The organism is Rossellomorea marisflavi (genome assembly GCF_001274775.1).
In the GTDB taxonomy this organism is placed as follows: domain Bacteria; phylum Bacillota; class Bacilli; order Bacillales; family Bacillaceae_B; genus Rossellomorea; species Rossellomorea marisflavi.
In genome coordinates this window covers 353,059-368,695 of sequence record NZ_LGUE01000008.1, presented here as the reverse complement: position 1 = coordinate 368,695, position 15,637 = coordinate 353,059, and the positions used below count along the sequence as shown (strand labels likewise).

Annotated in this window: 25 protein-coding genes; 21 read left to right on the top strand and 4 right to left on the bottom strand. The window is 45.6% G+C overall.

Going from position 1 to position 15,637, the window contains the following annotated elements:
- Window positions 1-22 precede the first annotated feature (22 nt).
- The 3 genes from AF331_RS19920 to AF331_RS19910 form a co-directional block, all read right to left on the bottom strand.
- Window positions 23-847: a helix-turn-helix domain-containing protein gene (locus AF331_RS19920; protein WP_160316599.1), complete on the bottom strand. Its 825-nt coding sequence runs from the start codon at window positions 845-847 to the stop codon at window positions 23-25.
- Window positions 848-930: 83 nt separating this feature from the next.
- The gene (locus tag AF331_RS19915; protein WP_053429734.1) at window positions 931-1,320 is read right to left on the bottom strand and encodes a carboxymuconolactone decarboxylase family protein; all 390 of its coding nucleotides are present in this window, start codon (window positions 1,318-1,320) and stop codon (window positions 931-933) included.
- Window positions 1,321-1,411: 91 nt separating this feature from the next.
- Window positions 1,412-2,299, bottom strand: a complete 888-nt coding sequence (locus AF331_RS19910; protein WP_053429733.1) for a LysR family transcriptional regulator — start codon at window positions 2,297-2,299, stop codon at window positions 1,412-1,414.
- 156 nt (window positions 2,300-2,455) lie between these two features.
- On the opposite strand from AF331_RS19910, the gene AF331_RS19905 reads away from it, so the two are divergent.
- From AF331_RS19905 to AF331_RS22640, 21 genes are all read left to right on the top strand, one after another.
- Window positions 2,456-3,736 (top strand): GntP family permease, encoded by a 1,281-nt coding sequence (locus AF331_RS19905; protein ID WP_053429732.1) that lies wholly within the window; start codon window positions 2,456-2,458, stop codon window positions 3,734-3,736.
- A gap of 78 nt (window positions 3,737-3,814) precedes the next feature.
- On the top strand, window positions 3,815-4,591 hold the full coding sequence (locus AF331_RS19900; RefSeq protein ID WP_053429731.1) for a 3-hydroxybutyrate dehydrogenase: 777 nt from the start codon (window positions 3,815-3,817) through the stop codon (window positions 4,589-4,591).
- A gap of 149 nt (window positions 4,592-4,740) precedes the next feature.
- Window positions 4,741-5,445: a GNAT family N-acetyltransferase gene (locus tag AF331_RS19895; RefSeq protein ID WP_200908263.1), complete on the top strand. Its 705-nt coding sequence runs from the start codon at window positions 4,741-4,743 to the stop codon at window positions 5,443-5,445.
- Window positions 5,446-5,745: 300 nt separating this feature from the next.
- Complete coding sequence (locus tag AF331_RS19890) at window positions 5,746-6,921, top strand: ParM/StbA family protein (protein WP_048012093.1); 1,176 nt, start codon at window positions 5,746-5,748, stop codon at window positions 6,919-6,921.
- Window positions 6,922-6,930: 9 nt separating this feature from the next.
- On the top strand, window positions 6,931-7,497 hold the full coding sequence (locus AF331_RS19885; protein WP_053429729.1) for a hypothetical protein: 567 nt from the start codon (window positions 6,931-6,933) through the stop codon (window positions 7,495-7,497).
- Between the two features lie 339 nt (window positions 7,498-7,836).
- Window positions 7,837-8,094, top strand: a complete 258-nt coding sequence (gene gvpJ / locus AF331_RS19880; protein ID WP_053429728.1) for a gas vesicle protein GvpJ — start codon at window positions 7,837-7,839, stop codon at window positions 8,092-8,094.
- A gap of 47 nt (window positions 8,095-8,141) precedes the next feature.
- On the top strand, window positions 8,142-8,594 hold the full coding sequence (gene gvpT, locus AF331_RS19875; protein WP_053429727.1) for a GvpT/GvpP family gas vesicle accessory protein: 453 nt from the start codon (window positions 8,142-8,144) through the stop codon (window positions 8,592-8,594).
- An 11-nt stretch (window positions 8,595-8,605) separates the two neighbouring features.
- A complete protein-coding gene (gene gvpQ / locus AF331_RS19870; RefSeq protein WP_048004756.1) occupies window positions 8,606-9,061 on the top strand; it encodes a gas vesicle protein GvpQ in 456 nt (151 codons plus the stop codon).
- Between the two features lie 14 nt (window positions 9,062-9,075).
- The gene (gene gvpJ, locus AF331_RS19865) at window positions 9,076-9,336 is read left to right on the top strand and encodes a gas vesicle protein GvpJ (protein WP_048004757.1); all 261 of its coding nucleotides are present in this window, start codon (window positions 9,076-9,078) and stop codon (window positions 9,334-9,336) included.
- 45 nt (window positions 9,337-9,381) lie between these two features.
- A complete protein-coding gene (gene gvpO, locus AF331_RS19860) occupies window positions 9,382-9,648 on the top strand; it encodes a gas vesicle protein GvpO (RefSeq protein ID WP_048004758.1) in 267 nt (88 codons plus the stop codon).
- Between the two features lie 18 nt (window positions 9,649-9,666).
- Window positions 9,667-10,599: a gas vesicle protein GvpN gene (gvpN, locus tag AF331_RS19855; protein ID WP_053429726.1), complete on the top strand. Its 933-nt coding sequence runs from the start codon at window positions 9,667-9,669 to the stop codon at window positions 10,597-10,599.
- Window positions 10,592-11,353 carry a GvpL/GvpF family gas vesicle protein gene (locus AF331_RS19850; RefSeq protein WP_053429725.1) on the top strand — a complete coding sequence of 254 codons (762 nt, stop codon included), beginning with the start codon at window positions 10,592-10,594 and terminating at the stop codon, window positions 11,351-11,353. The genes gvpN and AF331_RS19850 overlap by 8 nt, the downstream gene beginning before the upstream one ends.
- On the top strand, window positions 11,353-11,613 hold the full coding sequence (locus AF331_RS19845; protein ID WP_048004761.1) for a gas vesicle protein GvpG: 261 nt from the start codon (window positions 11,353-11,355) through the stop codon (window positions 11,611-11,613). Before AF331_RS19850 ends, AF331_RS19845 begins: the two co-directional genes overlap by 1 nt.
- A 5-nt stretch (window positions 11,614-11,618) precedes the next feature.
- Complete coding sequence (locus AF331_RS19840; RefSeq protein ID WP_053429724.1) at window positions 11,619-12,410, top strand: GvpL/GvpF family gas vesicle protein; 792 nt, start codon at window positions 11,619-11,621, stop codon at window positions 12,408-12,410.
- Between the two features lie 15 nt (window positions 12,411-12,425).
- Window positions 12,426-12,701: a gas vesicle protein gene (locus AF331_RS19835; protein ID WP_048004763.1), complete on the top strand. Its 276-nt coding sequence runs from the start codon at window positions 12,426-12,428 to the stop codon at window positions 12,699-12,701.
- On the top strand, window positions 12,667-12,951 hold the full coding sequence (locus tag AF331_RS19830; RefSeq protein ID WP_053429723.1) for a gas vesicle protein K: 285 nt from the start codon (window positions 12,667-12,669) through the stop codon (window positions 12,949-12,951). Before AF331_RS19835 ends, AF331_RS19830 begins: the two co-directional genes overlap by 35 nt.
- Window positions 12,952-12,967: 16 nt before the next feature.
- Window positions 12,968-13,285 (top strand): gas vesicle protein, encoded by a 318-nt coding sequence (locus AF331_RS19825; RefSeq protein WP_079514190.1) that lies wholly within the window; start codon window positions 12,968-12,970, stop codon window positions 13,283-13,285.
- 81 nt (window positions 13,286-13,366) lie between these two features.
- Window positions 13,367-14,134 (top strand): YtxH domain-containing protein, encoded by a 768-nt coding sequence (gvpT, locus tag AF331_RS22685; protein ID WP_162490474.1) that lies wholly within the window; start codon window positions 13,367-13,369, stop codon window positions 14,132-14,134.
- 48 nt (window positions 14,135-14,182) lie between these two features.
- The gene (gvpU, locus tag AF331_RS19815) at window positions 14,183-14,575 is read left to right on the top strand and encodes a gas vesicle accessory protein GvpU (RefSeq protein WP_053429721.1); all 393 of its coding nucleotides are present in this window, start codon (window positions 14,183-14,185) and stop codon (window positions 14,573-14,575) included.
- An 84-nt stretch (window positions 14,576-14,659) separates the two neighbouring features.
- Complete coding sequence (locus tag AF331_RS23230; RefSeq protein ID WP_231578687.1) at window positions 14,660-14,764, top strand: hypothetical protein; 105 nt, start codon at window positions 14,660-14,662, stop codon at window positions 14,762-14,764.
- A gap of 92 nt (window positions 14,765-14,856) precedes the next feature.
- On the top strand, window positions 14,857-15,027 hold the full coding sequence (locus tag AF331_RS22640; protein ID WP_160316597.1) for a hypothetical protein: 171 nt from the start codon (window positions 14,857-14,859) through the stop codon (window positions 15,025-15,027).
- A 334-nt stretch (window positions 15,028-15,361) separates the two neighbouring features.
- On the opposite strand, the gene AF331_RS19805 is transcribed toward AF331_RS22640, so the two are convergent.
- Window positions 15,362-15,619, bottom strand: a complete 258-nt coding sequence (locus tag AF331_RS19805; protein WP_053429719.1) for a GlsB/YeaQ/YmgE family stress response membrane protein — start codon at window positions 15,617-15,619, stop codon at window positions 15,362-15,364.
- Window positions 15,620-15,637: the final 18 nt, after the last annotated feature.

Genomic DNA, 15,637 nt, shown 5'->3' with positions numbered 1-15,637 from the left:
TGATTTTTGCACCCGGTTCTTATCAAAAATCACCTTTTTTAAAATATTGCCTGGGTGATAATCCCGTATGCTGCCTAAAAGAACGGCTGAAGGATGCCGAACTTGTAAACCCGAGATCATATGCCATCTCCGTGTAGGATGTAGAGGATTCTTTCAGAAGGCGTTTGGCACTCTCCATTCGGTACAATAACAGGTGCTGTTTTGGCGTGACTCCGAACAATTGCCTGTAGGTTCTCAGCAAGTGATTGGCAGAGAGGCAGGCAATCCGTGAGATGTCCTCTAGGGTAATGGCTGTTTGGCAGTAGGCACGTATGTATTCATTGGCCAGGATGAGCCTTTTGAATAGTTCTTCACGGGTCGACCGCTTTAAAGAAGATAATCGTTCCAGTTCTTGAGGAATAGTGGTTTGATCGGCCAGGATGGCTTCCATGACGGGATAAAAAGACTCTTCAAGTTCTCTTTCACGATGGGTATGCTTCATCAGCTTAAGCATCTTCTCAAAATGAGGCCCGAGACGATAGGTCTTTTCAAAAAATCCATCGCCTCCGACGGGTTTGAAAGGATCTGTGAGCAATTGGTCCTGTGAGGCTTCCAGGCTCCGGGACACTTCTGAAGAAAAGCCTGATCGGAAGAAGAGGCAGAAGGATTCAACAGGCTCCTTTTCCTCGATATGTAGGGAATATTCGCCCTCATTCACGAGAAGATATCGGTTTCCTTCTACGCTGTAGAAGCCGCCGTTCGCTTCATAGAGAGCCCGTCCTCCTCGGAAGGTTTTAATGGACATCTGTCCCGTTCCTTCCCAATGAAAATCCTTCCCCCACGCATGAAGTACATAGTTTCGATTCATGATCCTCACCTCTTCCATCATTATACAATAATGATTGCTCCTAAGAATGAAAAAAGCGCCCCATCATAGGGCGCTGCGCGGTATTATTCTTCCGTTCGCATGGTGAAGACCCTCTTGGCCACTTCCAGGGCATTCAGGACGCGGGGGAAGCCTGTGTACGGAATCAAATGGATGATGGCTTCTACAATTTCCTTTTCCGTCAGCCCGGCTGTCAGACCCGTATTGATATGAAGCTCCAATTGAGGCTCCGTACCTTGGGTCACAAGGGAAGAAATCGTAATCAATGCGCGCTGTTGATTCGTCAAACCGGAGCGTGAGTAGATGTCTCCATATGCGAATTCAATAATGTATTTCCCCACATCGGGTGCGATGCTCTCCAAGTCCTCTGAGATCTTAAGATGGCTGGGAACGTCTTTATTGTCTGAAAGGGTGTATTCCATCAGTTTTTCCAGTCCTGCTTCGTACTTACTCATGTTGTATCCCTCCTGTTGTGATCTGCATTTACTACGATAACCCGGAAAGAACCATGAGTAAAATACATATATTTTATACAACACATGAATTTTATGAATGTGAGAAATGATCATTCATGTGCGCAATGAATTTCTTGGACGCAAAGGATACATACCTTCCCTTCTTCGTTACAACACCCAACTTGTAAGGGAGCCCGGGAGATTCAATCGGGACAGAAGTGACGGAAGAGGTTTTCAGTTTCTTCGTGAGGGACTGGGGAAGGATGGACACTCCGAGATTCTCTCCGATCATTTCGTTGATAAAATCCCACTGTGAGCTCTCGTAGGCAATCTTCGGGCTAAATCCAGCTTCTTTGCAGTATTCGATTACGCGATCATGAAGAGTGAATCCTTCGCTGAATAAGATGAACTCTTCTCCCTCGAGCTCTTTCATCGTAATGGATTCACTGGCAGCCAACCGGTGGTCCGAATGGACAAACAGATGCAATCGCTCCTCGATGATGGAAATGATATCGAGCGAATCCTCATCAAGGGGCAGAACGATGACACCCAGATCGAGAAGCCCGTCCTTCACCTCCTGCGTCACCTGATTGGCCCCATGCTCGATAAGCTGAATCTCGATATCGGGATATTGATCCTTGAATGATTTGATCAGCTTGGGGAAGTAAAGGAACCCGATCAATGGAGGGATCCCGATTTTGATTTTCCCTTTCCTCAAGTGCATCAGATCATACAGGTGAGTGGACAGGTGGTCGAGAGATTCAAGGATGACGCTGGACTGTTCATAAACGATCTGGCCGGCTTCTGTCAGCTGGATTTGCCGGGATGACCGGTCGATAAGCTCCATCTCCAGCTCATCCTCAAGCCCCTTTACCATCTTGCTGAGGGTAGGTTGGGACAGATGGAGCACCCGGGAAGCTTTGGTGAAACTTTTATGTTTGGCTACTTCGTTGAAGTAGGTGAGTTGTCGAATATCCATGGAAACTCGCCTCCCTTTTATATAGATATTTTGCATACTAACTATAGTATTAATTCATTTTACTTATCAATAGGGGAGGAGTAAAATTTCTAATGCATTCATTTTGTGTCTATTTTATGAACAGGACCAAGGTCCTTGAAAGAAAGGTGAAATTCATTGTTAAGTATCATCATTGGCCTGGCACTGCTGATGTTTTTCGCATATTTAGGCTGGTCCATCATCTGGGTGGCACCGATCGTTGCAGGAATCGTCGCACTGTTAAGCGGCCTTGATTTGATGGACGCATACACCGACACGTATATGTCTGGTTTTGTCGATTTCGCGAAGAAGTGGTTCCCGATCTTCCTTCTTGGAGCCGTATTCGGCAAGTTGATGGAAGACACGGGAGCTGCGAAGTCAGTTGCTTTCCAAATCACCAGGATCATCGGCGAAAAGAGGGCCATCCTCGGCGTTCTCGTCGCTTCCGCAGTCCTTACGTACGGAGGAGTCAGCCTCTTCGTGGTCGTATTCGCCATCTATCCGATTGCATTGGCATTATTCAAGAAAGCTGATATCACCCGCAATCTCATTGCGCCGACCATCGTACTTGGTGCCTTCACGTTCACTATGACGTCAGTGCCGGGAACACCGCAGATCCAGAATCTGATTCCCATGAAAACGTTCGGAACGACGCCTATGGCAGGAACGCTCATGGGCATCGGGGCAACCATCGTCATGGCGGTGGGAGGATATTTCTGGCTCACTTGGAGGCAGAAACGCCTTGCCTCCTCGGGGTTACACTTTATCGCACCGAAGGATTCAACAGAAGAGGGAAATGACGGTCCTTTACCTCACTGGAGCCTATCCCTTTTACCTTTGGTAGTGGTCGTCATCCTGTTGAATGGAGTGAAATGGGATCCGATTCCGTCCTTGCTGTCAGGGATCCTGTTGATTCTCATTCTTAATGCCAAGCAGTACAAGGTCTTCATACCTTCAGTAAATGAAGGGGCTAAGGGGTCGGTCATGGCCATCATCAATACAAGCGCCGCTGTCGGATTCGGGGCAGTTGTGACAAGTGTTCCGGATTTCGACAGGATCACGGACGTCCTGCTAGGCTTCTCAGATAATCCATTGATCTCAGAGTCCCTGATTGTACAAGTACTTGCCATGATCACAGGTTCAGCCTCCGGCGGGATGGGGATCGCCATGCAGGCACTGGGCGATACCTATTCAGGACTCGCCCAGTCATCTGGCATCGGTCCCGATGCCTTCCACCGCATGGCATCCATTGCTTCGGGAGCATCCATCCTTCCCCATAATGGTGCACTCCTGACGCTTCTGGCAGTCACTGGTGTCACGCATAAGGAAACCTATAAAGACGTATTCATCGTAGGGTTGATCATTCCTACAATCGCCGTCATCGTTGCCATCATCATGGCTTCTCTCGGCATCATTTAGAACAGACTGTAAGTATTGGTCAAAGGGAAAAATGGGTAAATGAAAACAGATATCTAACCTATAAGGAGTGTTTGAATCATGGTAAACGACAAAGTAGTAGTCATCACAGGATCAGCAAGTGGAATTGGATACGAAATCGGGAAAACCTTCGCCGAAAATGGAAGTAAAGTCGTATTGACCGACCTCAACGAAGATGGTGTCAAAGCTTCTGCGCAGGAATTGAAAGATCTTGGTTATGAAGCGATCGGTTTGAAGGCGGATGTGACAAGTGAGGAAGACATTAAGAATATGATTCAGGCAGCCCATAAAGAATATGGCCGCATCGACGTTCTCATCAACAATGCCGGTCTTCAACACGTATCCCCGATTGAAGAATTCCCGACAGAGAAATTCGAGTTGATGATCAAAATCATGCTGACAGCCCCATTTGTCGCTATTAAACACGTTCTTCCCATTATGAAAGAGCAGAAGTTCGGACGTATCCTCAATATCTCTTCCATCAATGGATTGATCGGATTTGCAGATAAAGCAGCCTATAATAGTGCCAAGCACGGTGTCATCGGGCTTACGAAAGTAGCAGCACTCGAATCCGCAGCTGATGGTGTAACCGTCAATTCAATCTGTCCGGGATATGTGGACACACCCCTCGTTCGGGGACAAATGAAGGATATTGCAAGCTCTAGAAATGTACCAGTAGAAAAAGTCCTTGAAGAAGTCATCTATCCTCTCGTTCCACAAAAACGCTTGTTGGATGTAAAAGAAATCGCTGATTACGCTATGTTTCTATCTAGCGATCAAGCCAAAAGTGTAACTGGCCAAGCCGTTGTCATCGATGGTGGATATACAGCTCAATAATTCAAAAGAAGGCCGTCGTAAAAGGGTTGCACCCTTTACGGCGGCCTTTTTTTTGTTAACTTGATGTAGATGATTTTCTATGTCGACTATTCACCATACTGAATCTTTACTACACTGGTGTGAGGTTGTGAAAAATGGGAGGAATCAAATTGAGGATCGTATACTCAGGGACGTTAAAAACATCGCATATCCCCTTTCTAGTAAAGGTGATACCAGGGGAGGGGAGTGGGGAACTGCTTTCCCTACAGGAATCTGTCCGAACTGCACTGAAGGAACCTGCCATCCTTCAGCCTCTCTCTGAAGAGGAGTTCGACCATATTCTGGCTGGAAACGGGTTGATTTTGGGGGTCTATGTCGAAGGTGAGCTCGTTGGAGCAAGAGCGGTCTTATTTCCTGCCATCGATGAAGATCACTTGGGCAAGGATGTGGAGATTCCACGTTCGGAGTGGCCAAAAGTAGTGTATCAGGAGATCTCTCTTGTATCGGAGAATGTACGTGGCAATGGTCTGCAGAAACTCCTAGGCCAGCTGATCATGGAAGAACTGAAGAGCCGTAGGGATGAATTTAAGTATGTCTGCTGTACCGTTGCCCCATATAATATTCCAAGTTTAAAAGATAAATTCGATCAGGGACTGGCCATTGGCGGCCTTAAACGAAAATACGGAGGCAATTGGCGATACATCTTCGTCAAGAATCTCAAGGAGGAGTTTGAGATACTTCCTCCTTTTAAGGAAGTATCCATGAAGGAATTCAAGGAACAACAGGATTTGCTAAATGCAGGTTGGAGGGGAATCTCTTTAACCGAAGATCATGGGGAATGGAAACTAATTTTTGGTAAAAGGAAGAAAGGATAGCTTTTCCTTTTTAATGAAAAAAACACCCACAAATTACATGTAAACAAATAAGTTTACATGTTTACATAAATGTACACAATTGTATTCATAAATGTATACAAGTATACAAAGTAGTACACAAGTTGATATGGAGGCGTGTGTACGAAAAACGTATACAACGATACATAATTGTAAACAAATGCAGGATGCTTCTTCCAAAATTAAAGATAGAAAGTAGGATTGACCGCGCTTCTTCTTTCCATTACTCTGAAAGTAAGAGTTCTAATTTTACAAATTCTTACTCGGGAAAGGATGGCTAGTATGACAACGACTCGTATTGCCGCAATTGATGTAGGTAATGACTCTCTTAAAGGTGTATTTGGTAAATTGGAATCAGAAGTAAACATCCCTAATGTCATTGCAAGGGATATTGAAGATCGTCCCATCATCGGGATTGAAGAGCTGGACGCTCAAAGCCCACTAGACGGTATACATATCCGTGTCCACTCCCCTACTCTCAAAGATAACAATGCAATCTATCGTGTAGGAAATCTTGCAACGAAAAGCACGAACTCTACTGAACTCGATCCAGGAAGCAGCAAATCGGAAGAAGATCAAACGCTCGTCATGCTCTTCGCTTCCCTTGCATTGGATGCAGCTGGACACGATGGATTCAAAAAGAATAATAAAGTAATTGAAGCAAATTATACCCTTGGTACCGGGCTTCCGCTCCGTGAAGTGAAGGAAGGGAAGGATGTAGGATACCGGTCGAAACTTCTCGGATCTGTCCATCAGGTAGAATTCCTTGTCACCCCTCAATATCAAGGAGTGAAGGTCAATATCCGCTTTGATGAAGTGAAGGTGTATCCGGAAGGTTTCGCAGCGTTCATCAACCTGGTAATGGATAACAACGGAAACATCATCAATAAAGAACTGATCGATAAGCGCATCCTGATTCAGGATATCGGAGGTCTCTCGACTGATATCGCCGTCATTAAAGACCGTAAAGTCGACGATGACAAAGCTCAAGGATTCAATCTTGGGGTCTCTGAGTCACTCGAGTTGATCAGGGAAGAAATCCGTTCCCGTCACGGCGTGGAGCTTGACAGCAGACGCGACGTCGTAGAAATCATCACGAAGAAAAGTGACCGCAATCACATCATGGTGAAGGGAAGCAGGACAAGTGTCCACGATATAGTGGATCGCATCATGCTTGAACTGGCCAAAAAGCAATATCGCCATCTCAGGAATATGTGGCAAAAGAATTCTCAAACCGAAATCTGCTATTTCATCGGGGGCGGTTCAAGTGTCCTGAAGGAATATATCAAGACGTTGAACAACAATCTTGATGGCTATAACATCGACTTCTTCGAGGATGAAAAAGAGAGTATCTGGATGATGGTCCATGCTTACTACAAGCTCATCTCTGACTATGTAAGAAAGAGTGAAAAAGCCGATAAAGTGAAAGAAGAACAAAAACTGGCGAAATCAAAATAGGGTGATGATATGAACGGAAAAGGGATGTCGAGGGGGCAACCGATTACTTTCAGGATTCCTTCGGATACTCCGGATCACATATTGAAACATCTTCAGAAGCTCAAAGAAACGGAGAGGCGCAATTTCTCCAGTCGCATCGCTGAGCTCGTTGTCAACGGCGTGAACGAAAACCTCTCCAAACAGCGGGAAGCCATCACGATTCCCTTGCCGAAGGGGCTTGATAAGTCTCAACGGGATTGGTTGAAACATGAGCATTCGGAGGCGCTGCTCGGCAGCATTGTGTACCAGTTGCTGTCGAATCCTGTAAGGACAGCCTCGTTACTCGCATCCTTGAACAGCAGTTCCCTCAATATAGACGAGGCGCTCTATCTTCAGGAAGAGGCGGCTGGTGCCACCTTCGAACCTGTGGAAGAGGAGGCCAAGGTTGAGGAATACAGTCCTCCTCCATCGGATGAAGATCTGGATCAATTCGACTGGGAAAGTGCGATGAAACCTGAAGAACCGGAAGCGAATGAATCTGAAGAAGAGAGTCTCGACGATCTTCTGGGTGATTTCTTATCACAAATGAATAAATGAAAGAAGGCTGCATCCTTATGGGTGCAGCCTTCTTTTTTTAGGTCAAACGATTTAATGTTAGAGGCATTTCACAAAGAAAAACCCATTCAGTGAGCAGGAAAGTTGATTATTGATATTTGTAACACAATTGTAATATACGATGTCGAATAAACAAGAGTGTGAGTATTCGTAAGGGTTTGACTGCTGTGGAATATTACATGTCGACCGGATTCGTCAAAAGATGCATCTGAAATAGTCTTTACCCATTATTTTCTGGTTTAGCAATGGTTGGAATAGAGGTAAACACCGACTAAATTGAATAGCTACCTTGTGTAAAAACGAATTGGAGGGTCAGTTTGAATGAGCATTCAAAAGAGCACAGACAGTTCGAGCCTGGCAGAGGTGATCGACAGGATACTGGATAAGGGCATTGTCATTGATGCATTCGCAAGAGTATCGCTGGTCGGGATAGAGATCCTCACCGTGGAGGCCAGGGTGGTCATCGCCAGTGTGGATACGTGGCTTCGATATGCAGAAGCAGTGGGCCTCCTGAGGGATGAAGTCGAAAAAGAAGGAATCGGGAACCGGACCTCGTCAACTGAATCATTCAGCGTGTAAAGCAGTATATGAAATACAACAAAATACGAATAGAAAAGAGGATGGGCATGGCAAGTAACAAACAATCAGAAGAAAAGAAGCTGACAGAATCTACAGAAGAAAACGTGAACGGATCGATGCAATATGCCATCATCGGCGGAGTGGTCGGAGCCGGACTTGGACTGCTTTCAAATCCGGGTACGACGAAAAAGATGGCAGCAAGCCTTGGGAAATCTGAACTGATGAAGGCCGCTACAAAGGAATTGAGAAGGACGGCCCAGGAGTTCGTCACAGAACAGGCGATGATCTCCCTCAGACAAACAGCTTCAGGCTACTTCAGCAAAATGGACAGTGGGGTTCTGTCTCCACTGAAGAATAAGCTGACTGAGAAGAAGGACTCGGGTGAAAACGAATCCCAAAATGACGAAATCAAGCAGATCAAAGAAGATAATCAGGATTTGAATGAACGCCTCGAACGAATTGAAGAAATGTTGAATAAACTTGTCGACTCCAAGAAATAGTAGGTGATCCCGTGGGGAATCCCATTAAAAAAGCAGCGACAAAAACGGCGAAAAAAGCCTATGAACATGCTCCGGAATCCGTAAAGGATAAGCTCAAGGACAAGGCAAAGGAAAAAGCGGTCGAAAAAGTGGAAGAAACCGTCCAATCCAAAGCAAAGAAAGCATCCGGAAAGCTCGAGGACGCCAAGGAAAAGAACGCTGATAAAGTCCATGGCAAAGCAGATAATGCAGAAGACAAGGTCCAGGATGTCCTGTTATCTGTACGTGAAAAATTAAAAAAGGCCAAGGAAGCGGGCGAAGCATTTCAGGAAAAGATGTCTTCTTCGGATGACCGGGGTGGAAAGGGCGCCAAGAACTTAAAAGGCGTCAGCAACATCAAAAGCTCCCAGTCTATCAAGAGCTCTACGGATATCAAAAGCTCGGAAAACATCAAATCGTCCAAGGATATTAAAACCATTACTTCATAAGGAGGAATTTAGGTATGGCGATTCAAAAAAGTACGGATAGTTCCAGTTTGGCAGAGGTCATTGACCGCATTTTGGATAAGGGGATCGTAATTGACGCATTCGCGAGGGTTTCCGTTGTTGGGATAGAGATCTTGACCATCGAGGCGAGAGTCGTGATCGCGAGTGTGGATACGTGGTTGCGTTACGCAGAAGCCGTCGGTTTGCTCCGTGATGAAGTACAGGAAGAAGGATTGGCAACGCAGTCCAATGAACGGAACTCACAGTTCAGCATCTAACCTATTTCACCTGATGCAGTCAGGCGTTCAAGCTGGGAGGACATTATGGAAATCACTGAAATCATGAAAAGTGTAAAAGGATTCTTCGAAGAACATGTAGCTCCGGTCCATAAGGTGACATCTGTTGAAATGACGGAAGATGAGGGTTGGAGGCTCACAGTGGAAGTAGTCGAAGAGAAAGAATATATGAAACGATACGCAAAAGATGAAATGCTCGGAACGTATGATGTCCTCCTCAATCAAGACAAGGAGGTCATCTCCTTCAAACGGAAGGACGTCAGGTACAGGAGTGCCATCGGGCAGGAAATGTAGATTCGGGAGGAATGGGTAGTGACGGTTTTAACCCAGAAGATCCAAAAAGGCAGCAAATCGTATGTCCAAGATGAAGGGACCACCGACTTGATCAGCCGCTCAATGAGTTATTTGAAGCTTGGTTATCCCGTCCATTTCACGGGGCCATCCGGAACAGGGAAGACATCTCTCGCCCTCACGCTGGCAAAGAAAAGAAGGCGTCCGGTCATGCTGATGCATGGAAACCATGAACTGAACAACAGTGATCTTATCGGGGATTTCATTGGTTATTCAAGCAAACAGACAGTGGATAACTACGTCAGATCTGTTTACAAGAAAGATGAACAGGTCACGGAGAACTGGAGGGACGGTCGTCTCCTGGAGGCTGTCAAAAATGGATATACGCTAGTATACGATGAATTTACCCGTTCCGAACCGACAACGAATAATCTTTTCCTCTCCATATTGGAAGAAGGGATCATTCCCCTCTACGGTTCAAAACGGACGGAGCCGTTCATCAGGGTTCATCCTGAATTCAGGATGATCTTCACAAGCAACCCATCTGAGTATGCAGGTGTATACAAAACTCAGGATGCCCTTCTGGACCGCTTGATTACGATTCCGATCGGTTTCAAGACCAGTGAGGAAGAAGCCCATATCGTTTCTGAGAAAGTGGATCTTGTGCTTTCAGAAGCTCGTGAGATTACGGAATTGATTGCAGAGCTTCGCAGTCATTGCCGGGATGGACTCGGCGGGCCAAGCCTGCGCGCCTCCCTGATGATCGCGCGGATCGCACTGGAACAGGACATTCCCATACAAGGGGAAGATCAGGATTTTCAGCGCCTTTGTTTGGATATTACGACCCATTCCCTGAGCCGCAGTATTGAATCCGATCACCCTGAAGAAGAAGCGAAGAAAATCGTATTGGAAGCTTGCAAGAACATGACGTCAAAGGAGAATTCAGATGAGTGAAGAAACAGGGATTTATATCTTTTGTGCCATCGGGCATAAAGGGGAAATGGATTTAGGCAAAGTGGAACTGGAAGGAGAAGATCGGGACATCTTTCTGATTTCCTATAAAGATGCATCCATGGTGGCAGCAGAGGTCCCTCAAAAAATCTATCATCCCAAACGGGAGAACCTCATGATGCATCAACAAGTCATCTCCAGGGTGATGGAACAGAGTGACACGGTCGTCCCCATCAGCTTCGGGAACGTATTCCGATCGAAGGAAGACGTGGAGGCTCTCCTAGAAAACCTTTATCCGCAGTTTGAAACGTTATTCCCTGCCATTAAAGGAAAAATCGAGATCGGCTTAAAAGTAATCGGGAAATCTGAGTGGCTGGAATCAGTCGTAAAAGAATCTCCCGGTGTCGAAAAAATGTCGACATCACTGAAAGGGAAATCTGAATCCGCTGGGTACTATGAACGCATCCAGCTTGGTGGGATGGCTCAGAAAGTATTCCAGAACCTTCAGTCAGAGATGAAGACAGAGATCTTTGCTCCCCTTCAGGAAGCAGCTGAATCGGCAAAAGCCAATGATCCATCAAGTGAGCGGATGCTTCTGAATGCAGCCTTCTTGATTGACCGGGATAAAGAAAAGGAATTCGATGAATTGGTCAACAAGGCACATGAGGCCTGGAAGGATAAAGCGGATTTCAATTACAGCGGTCCGTGGCCAGCCTATAACTTCGTCAATATCAGATTGAAGGTGGAGGAAGCCTAATGCTTCACAAACTTGTATCGGCACCCTTGAATCTCGTCATAAAGGTCGGTGAGAAAATCAAGGAAGAAGCAGACAAAGAGCTCTACGACCTGCCGACCATCCAGCAAAAGCTGATCCAGTTGCAGATGATGTTCGAACTCGGAGAGATTTCTGAAGAAGCCTTTCAAGTCAAAGAAGATGAACTTCTGATGCGTTATGAAATAGCGAAAACAAAGGAAATGGAACAATGGGAAGATTTAACGAAGAAGAAAGGAGGTTAGCTCGCATGCTCTACTTGTACGCATTAGTCCCTTCAAGTGAGGTGGAGGTTGAGCCCGTCCCAACCATGAAGGGATTCGACGGGGAACATGATATTTATGCGTTGGATATAGAAGGAATCACGGCCATCGTATGTGGCCTGCCCGATGCAGAGTACTCAGAATCGGTCCTCCAGGACAAGATTGAAAATGACATGGAGTGGCTGCAGGATAAGGCATTCCACCACCACGAAACGGTTTTGATGATGTCGCAGCGTTACACCATTATTCCCTTGAAATTCTGCACGATCTACAAGCATGAAGACAGTTTGAAAGAAAAAGTAGGGAAGCATCTTTCCTCTCTGAAGGACGCATTCACGGATTTAGAAGGCAAGGAAGAATGGAATGTAAAGATCTATTGTGACGATAAACGCCTTAAGGAAACAATCAGTCATCCCTCCATCACGGAGAAGTGGGAGGAAATCAAACAGCTCCCTAAGGGAAGACAGTTTTTCGAAAAAAAGAAAATGGAACAGCTTGAAAATAAAGTGATTGAAAATGAAAAGAACCGTATGTGCGAGGAGTTTCATGAACGGCTGAAATCATACGCAACCGAGGGAACCGTGAAAAAAAACTGGGGTAAGGATGTTACTGGTCGAGCTGAACAGATGGCTTGGAACAGCGTCTACTTCCTTCCAAAAGAGGGAGTCGATCGGTTCGTTGATGAAATCAAACAGTCTGAAAGCAAGTGGAAGGAAGCGGGCTGGACATTCGAAGCAACAGGTCCATGGCCACCCTATCATTTTTCAAGTTTCTCATAGAATGGGGATGAGCATATGACCGTCAGAGAATCTATCGAGAATAAGGATGTCGCGTTGATTGACATCTTGGATATCATTTTGGACAAAGGTGTTGCCATCAAAGGGGATTTGGTCATCTCGATCGCGGGAGTGGACCTTGTTTACCTCGATCTTCGGGTGCTGATCTCTTCAGTGGAAACACTGGTCCAACATAAAAATGGAACGCGTAAGACCATATCTTCAGAACAATTGGAACACGAAAGGAAGGGATTGATCCATGCAACCGGCCAGCCAGACAAGTGGACGGATTAACTTCGACCCAGATAAGGCGGAGCAAGGCTTGGCACAGCTAGTGTTGACGGTTGTGGAGCTCCTCAGGCAAATCGTTGAAAGGCATGCCATGCGCAGGGTGGAAGGCGGCACACTGACCGATCAGCAAATTGAAAACCTCGGAGTCGCTTTGATGAACCTGGAAGAAAAAATGGAAGAACTGAAGGAAGTATTCGGTCTTGATGCAGAGGATCTGAACATCGATCTTGGACCATTAGGAAGCCTGATGTAAGAAAGGAGGATAAATGATGGAACATTCCATGCAATCAAGCACCATTGTGGACGTGTTAGAGAAAGTTCTTGATAAAGGTGTGGTCATCGCTGGTGATATCACCGTAGGAATCGCAGATGTGGAGCTATTGACCATCAAGATCCGACTTATCGTGGCATCCGTTGATAAAGCGAAAGAAATCGGGATGGACTGGTGGGAAAACGATCCCTACCTAAGTTCCAAAGCCGAAAATCAGCAGGCAAAAGCCCTTGAAGAAGAGAACCGGAAGTTGAACGAACGATTGGAATCTCTGGAAAAGCAGCTTAGCAGTTCGAATCGTCTCAACCAAGTGTAAAAAAGGTGAGCAAGCAGAAATCATTATCTAACTTTTTTTCGTATTTGAAAGAACCGATTTGATTATCGGATAAACCATAAAATGATTAATATTTTGGAGGGAACTATAATGGCAGAAAAAAACACTGAATTAGAAAACACGACTCAATCAAAGAAAGAAGAAGAAAAAAAGACACGTAAGAGCGGCCCTATTACACGTACAGTGGCTGGAAGCCTTCTTGGAGCTACAGTAGGATACTTGGCAACACCTGAAAATGGTAAAAAGCTTCTTAGCAAGATCGATCAAGAGAAGCTGAAGAGCAAAGGGTTGGAAATTGGAAACTCTGCAAAAGAAACATCAAGAAAAGCTGTCGTATCATTGAAGCAATCAACCGCCAATCTGTTCAAGCGTGATCAAGCCGATGAAGATCAGGAAGATCAAGAAGAAGTGAATGAAAGCGGGGAAGGGTCAGATTATGAAGCTCTGAAAGAAGAAAACAATACTCTTCAAAATCGCCTTCAACAGCTTGAGGAAAAATTGAATCAACTGACTCAATCAAGCGAAGAAGATGATGAAGAGGACGAGGACGAAGAAGAAGAAGAGGACGAAAAGGAAGAAGCAACATCCACTAAGCAAAGTAAAGCGGCTAAAGATGCGGATGAGGACGAAGAAGATGAAGACGAAGAAGATGAAGACGAAGACGAAGAGGATGATGAACCATCCAGCAAGAAAAAATCAACAAAATCCAAGTCAACTAAAGCAAAGAAAGGTTCAACAAAGAAATCTTCTTCAAAGTCTAAAAAGAAATCTTCCAAAAAAGATGATGACGATGATACAACACTATCAAGTGATGACGACACACTTTCATGATCGGCTGCAATTGACCGACTATGACAGAAGGAAAGGAGCGGTGACCGGATGAGTGGGCATACGGATAAGGATAGCATCCTGGAGTTTTTCGCAATTGCTGCCAATAAGCATGATTTCTCCCTGGATATCTCTTTGAACCTTAAGGGAGCAGTGGTGACGGGTACCATGATCTCTGCAACCGAGTATTTCTCGTCGTTAAGCGAAGCGTTCGAGGAGGGAAGTGAAGTAGCCCAGAAAGTGAGTGAAGAACTTTCTGGCGCCGGCGAAGCGGTTGAAGAAAATCAGCCGTCAGAAGCCAATTTCATCCACCTTAAAAACGCCAAGATCTACTGCGGTGACAGCAAACCCACCCCTTCCAAAGGGAAAATCCTCTGGCGTGGGAAGTTATCCGAAATCGATGGATTCTTCCTTGGGAAAATCTCAGAGTCAAAAAGTAAGTAAATCCCCAGGGTATGGAAGGTTTTTCATGCAGGTTTCCTCCATACCCAATGCGGGTAAATGGTAAGTATAAAGGAGGTTACATGAATGAAACGACTCGTTAAAAACGTGATTAAGTGGGCTCCAGTCGTGTATCCTGTAGTAAGAAAGATCATGAACGAACGAAAAGCCAAGAAAACCAAAGCAGCCTGATCCGGGCTGCTTTTTATTATGTTTCGAAGTTTTCTGGACATCACCATTTTATTAAAGAAGATGCACTCTATTTCTTCTCTGACAAGCTAACCATGTCAAAAGCGAAGAGCGGATTGGAGCGGAAGGGATTTGACTCCTGCGGGAATGGAGGGAAGCTCGAGACCCCGGAAGCGCAGCTGAGGAGGCTCGACTGCCTCCCCGCGGAAAGCAAACCCCTGCAGCGGAAAGGAGCGGTCATCCTCTTTTCTACACCTCTTATATAGAAATGAGATGGGTTTGTTATTCCATACAAATTTAATAAAGAAACGAGTACGTTCCAACGATATCAACGACCAATAATAAGGAGTGAATTGGAGCGGAAGGGATTTGACTCCTGCGGGAATGGAGGGAAGCTCGAGACCCCGGAAGCGCAGCTGAGGAGGCTCGACTGCCTCCCCGCGGAAAGCAAGACCCTGCAGCGGAAAGGAACAGTTTGCATCTTTCATACCCCCCCATGAAAATCAGAAAGCTATACTCATCAGAAATATACTCAACACAAAAAACGCGATCAGAAAATGTTCTCTGACCGCGCTTTGCTCAGGGATTTAAACCCCTTTATTAGTGTGCTGCTTTTCTAGTGGAGCGTAAGATGAGGCTCAGGATAAATACGAAGATGATGGCTCCCAACAATGCCGGGATAATAGCCATTCCTCCTACCACAGGTCCAAGGCTTCCAAGTAGCTTTCCACCGATCCATGCTCCGATGATTCCTGCGATGATATTCCCGATGATTCCGCCTGGTACATCTTTACCTAGAATTAGTCCTGCCAGCCAACCGATGATGCCTCCGACAATCAAGAAAATAATGAGTCCCATGTTTGTCTCTCCTTTATG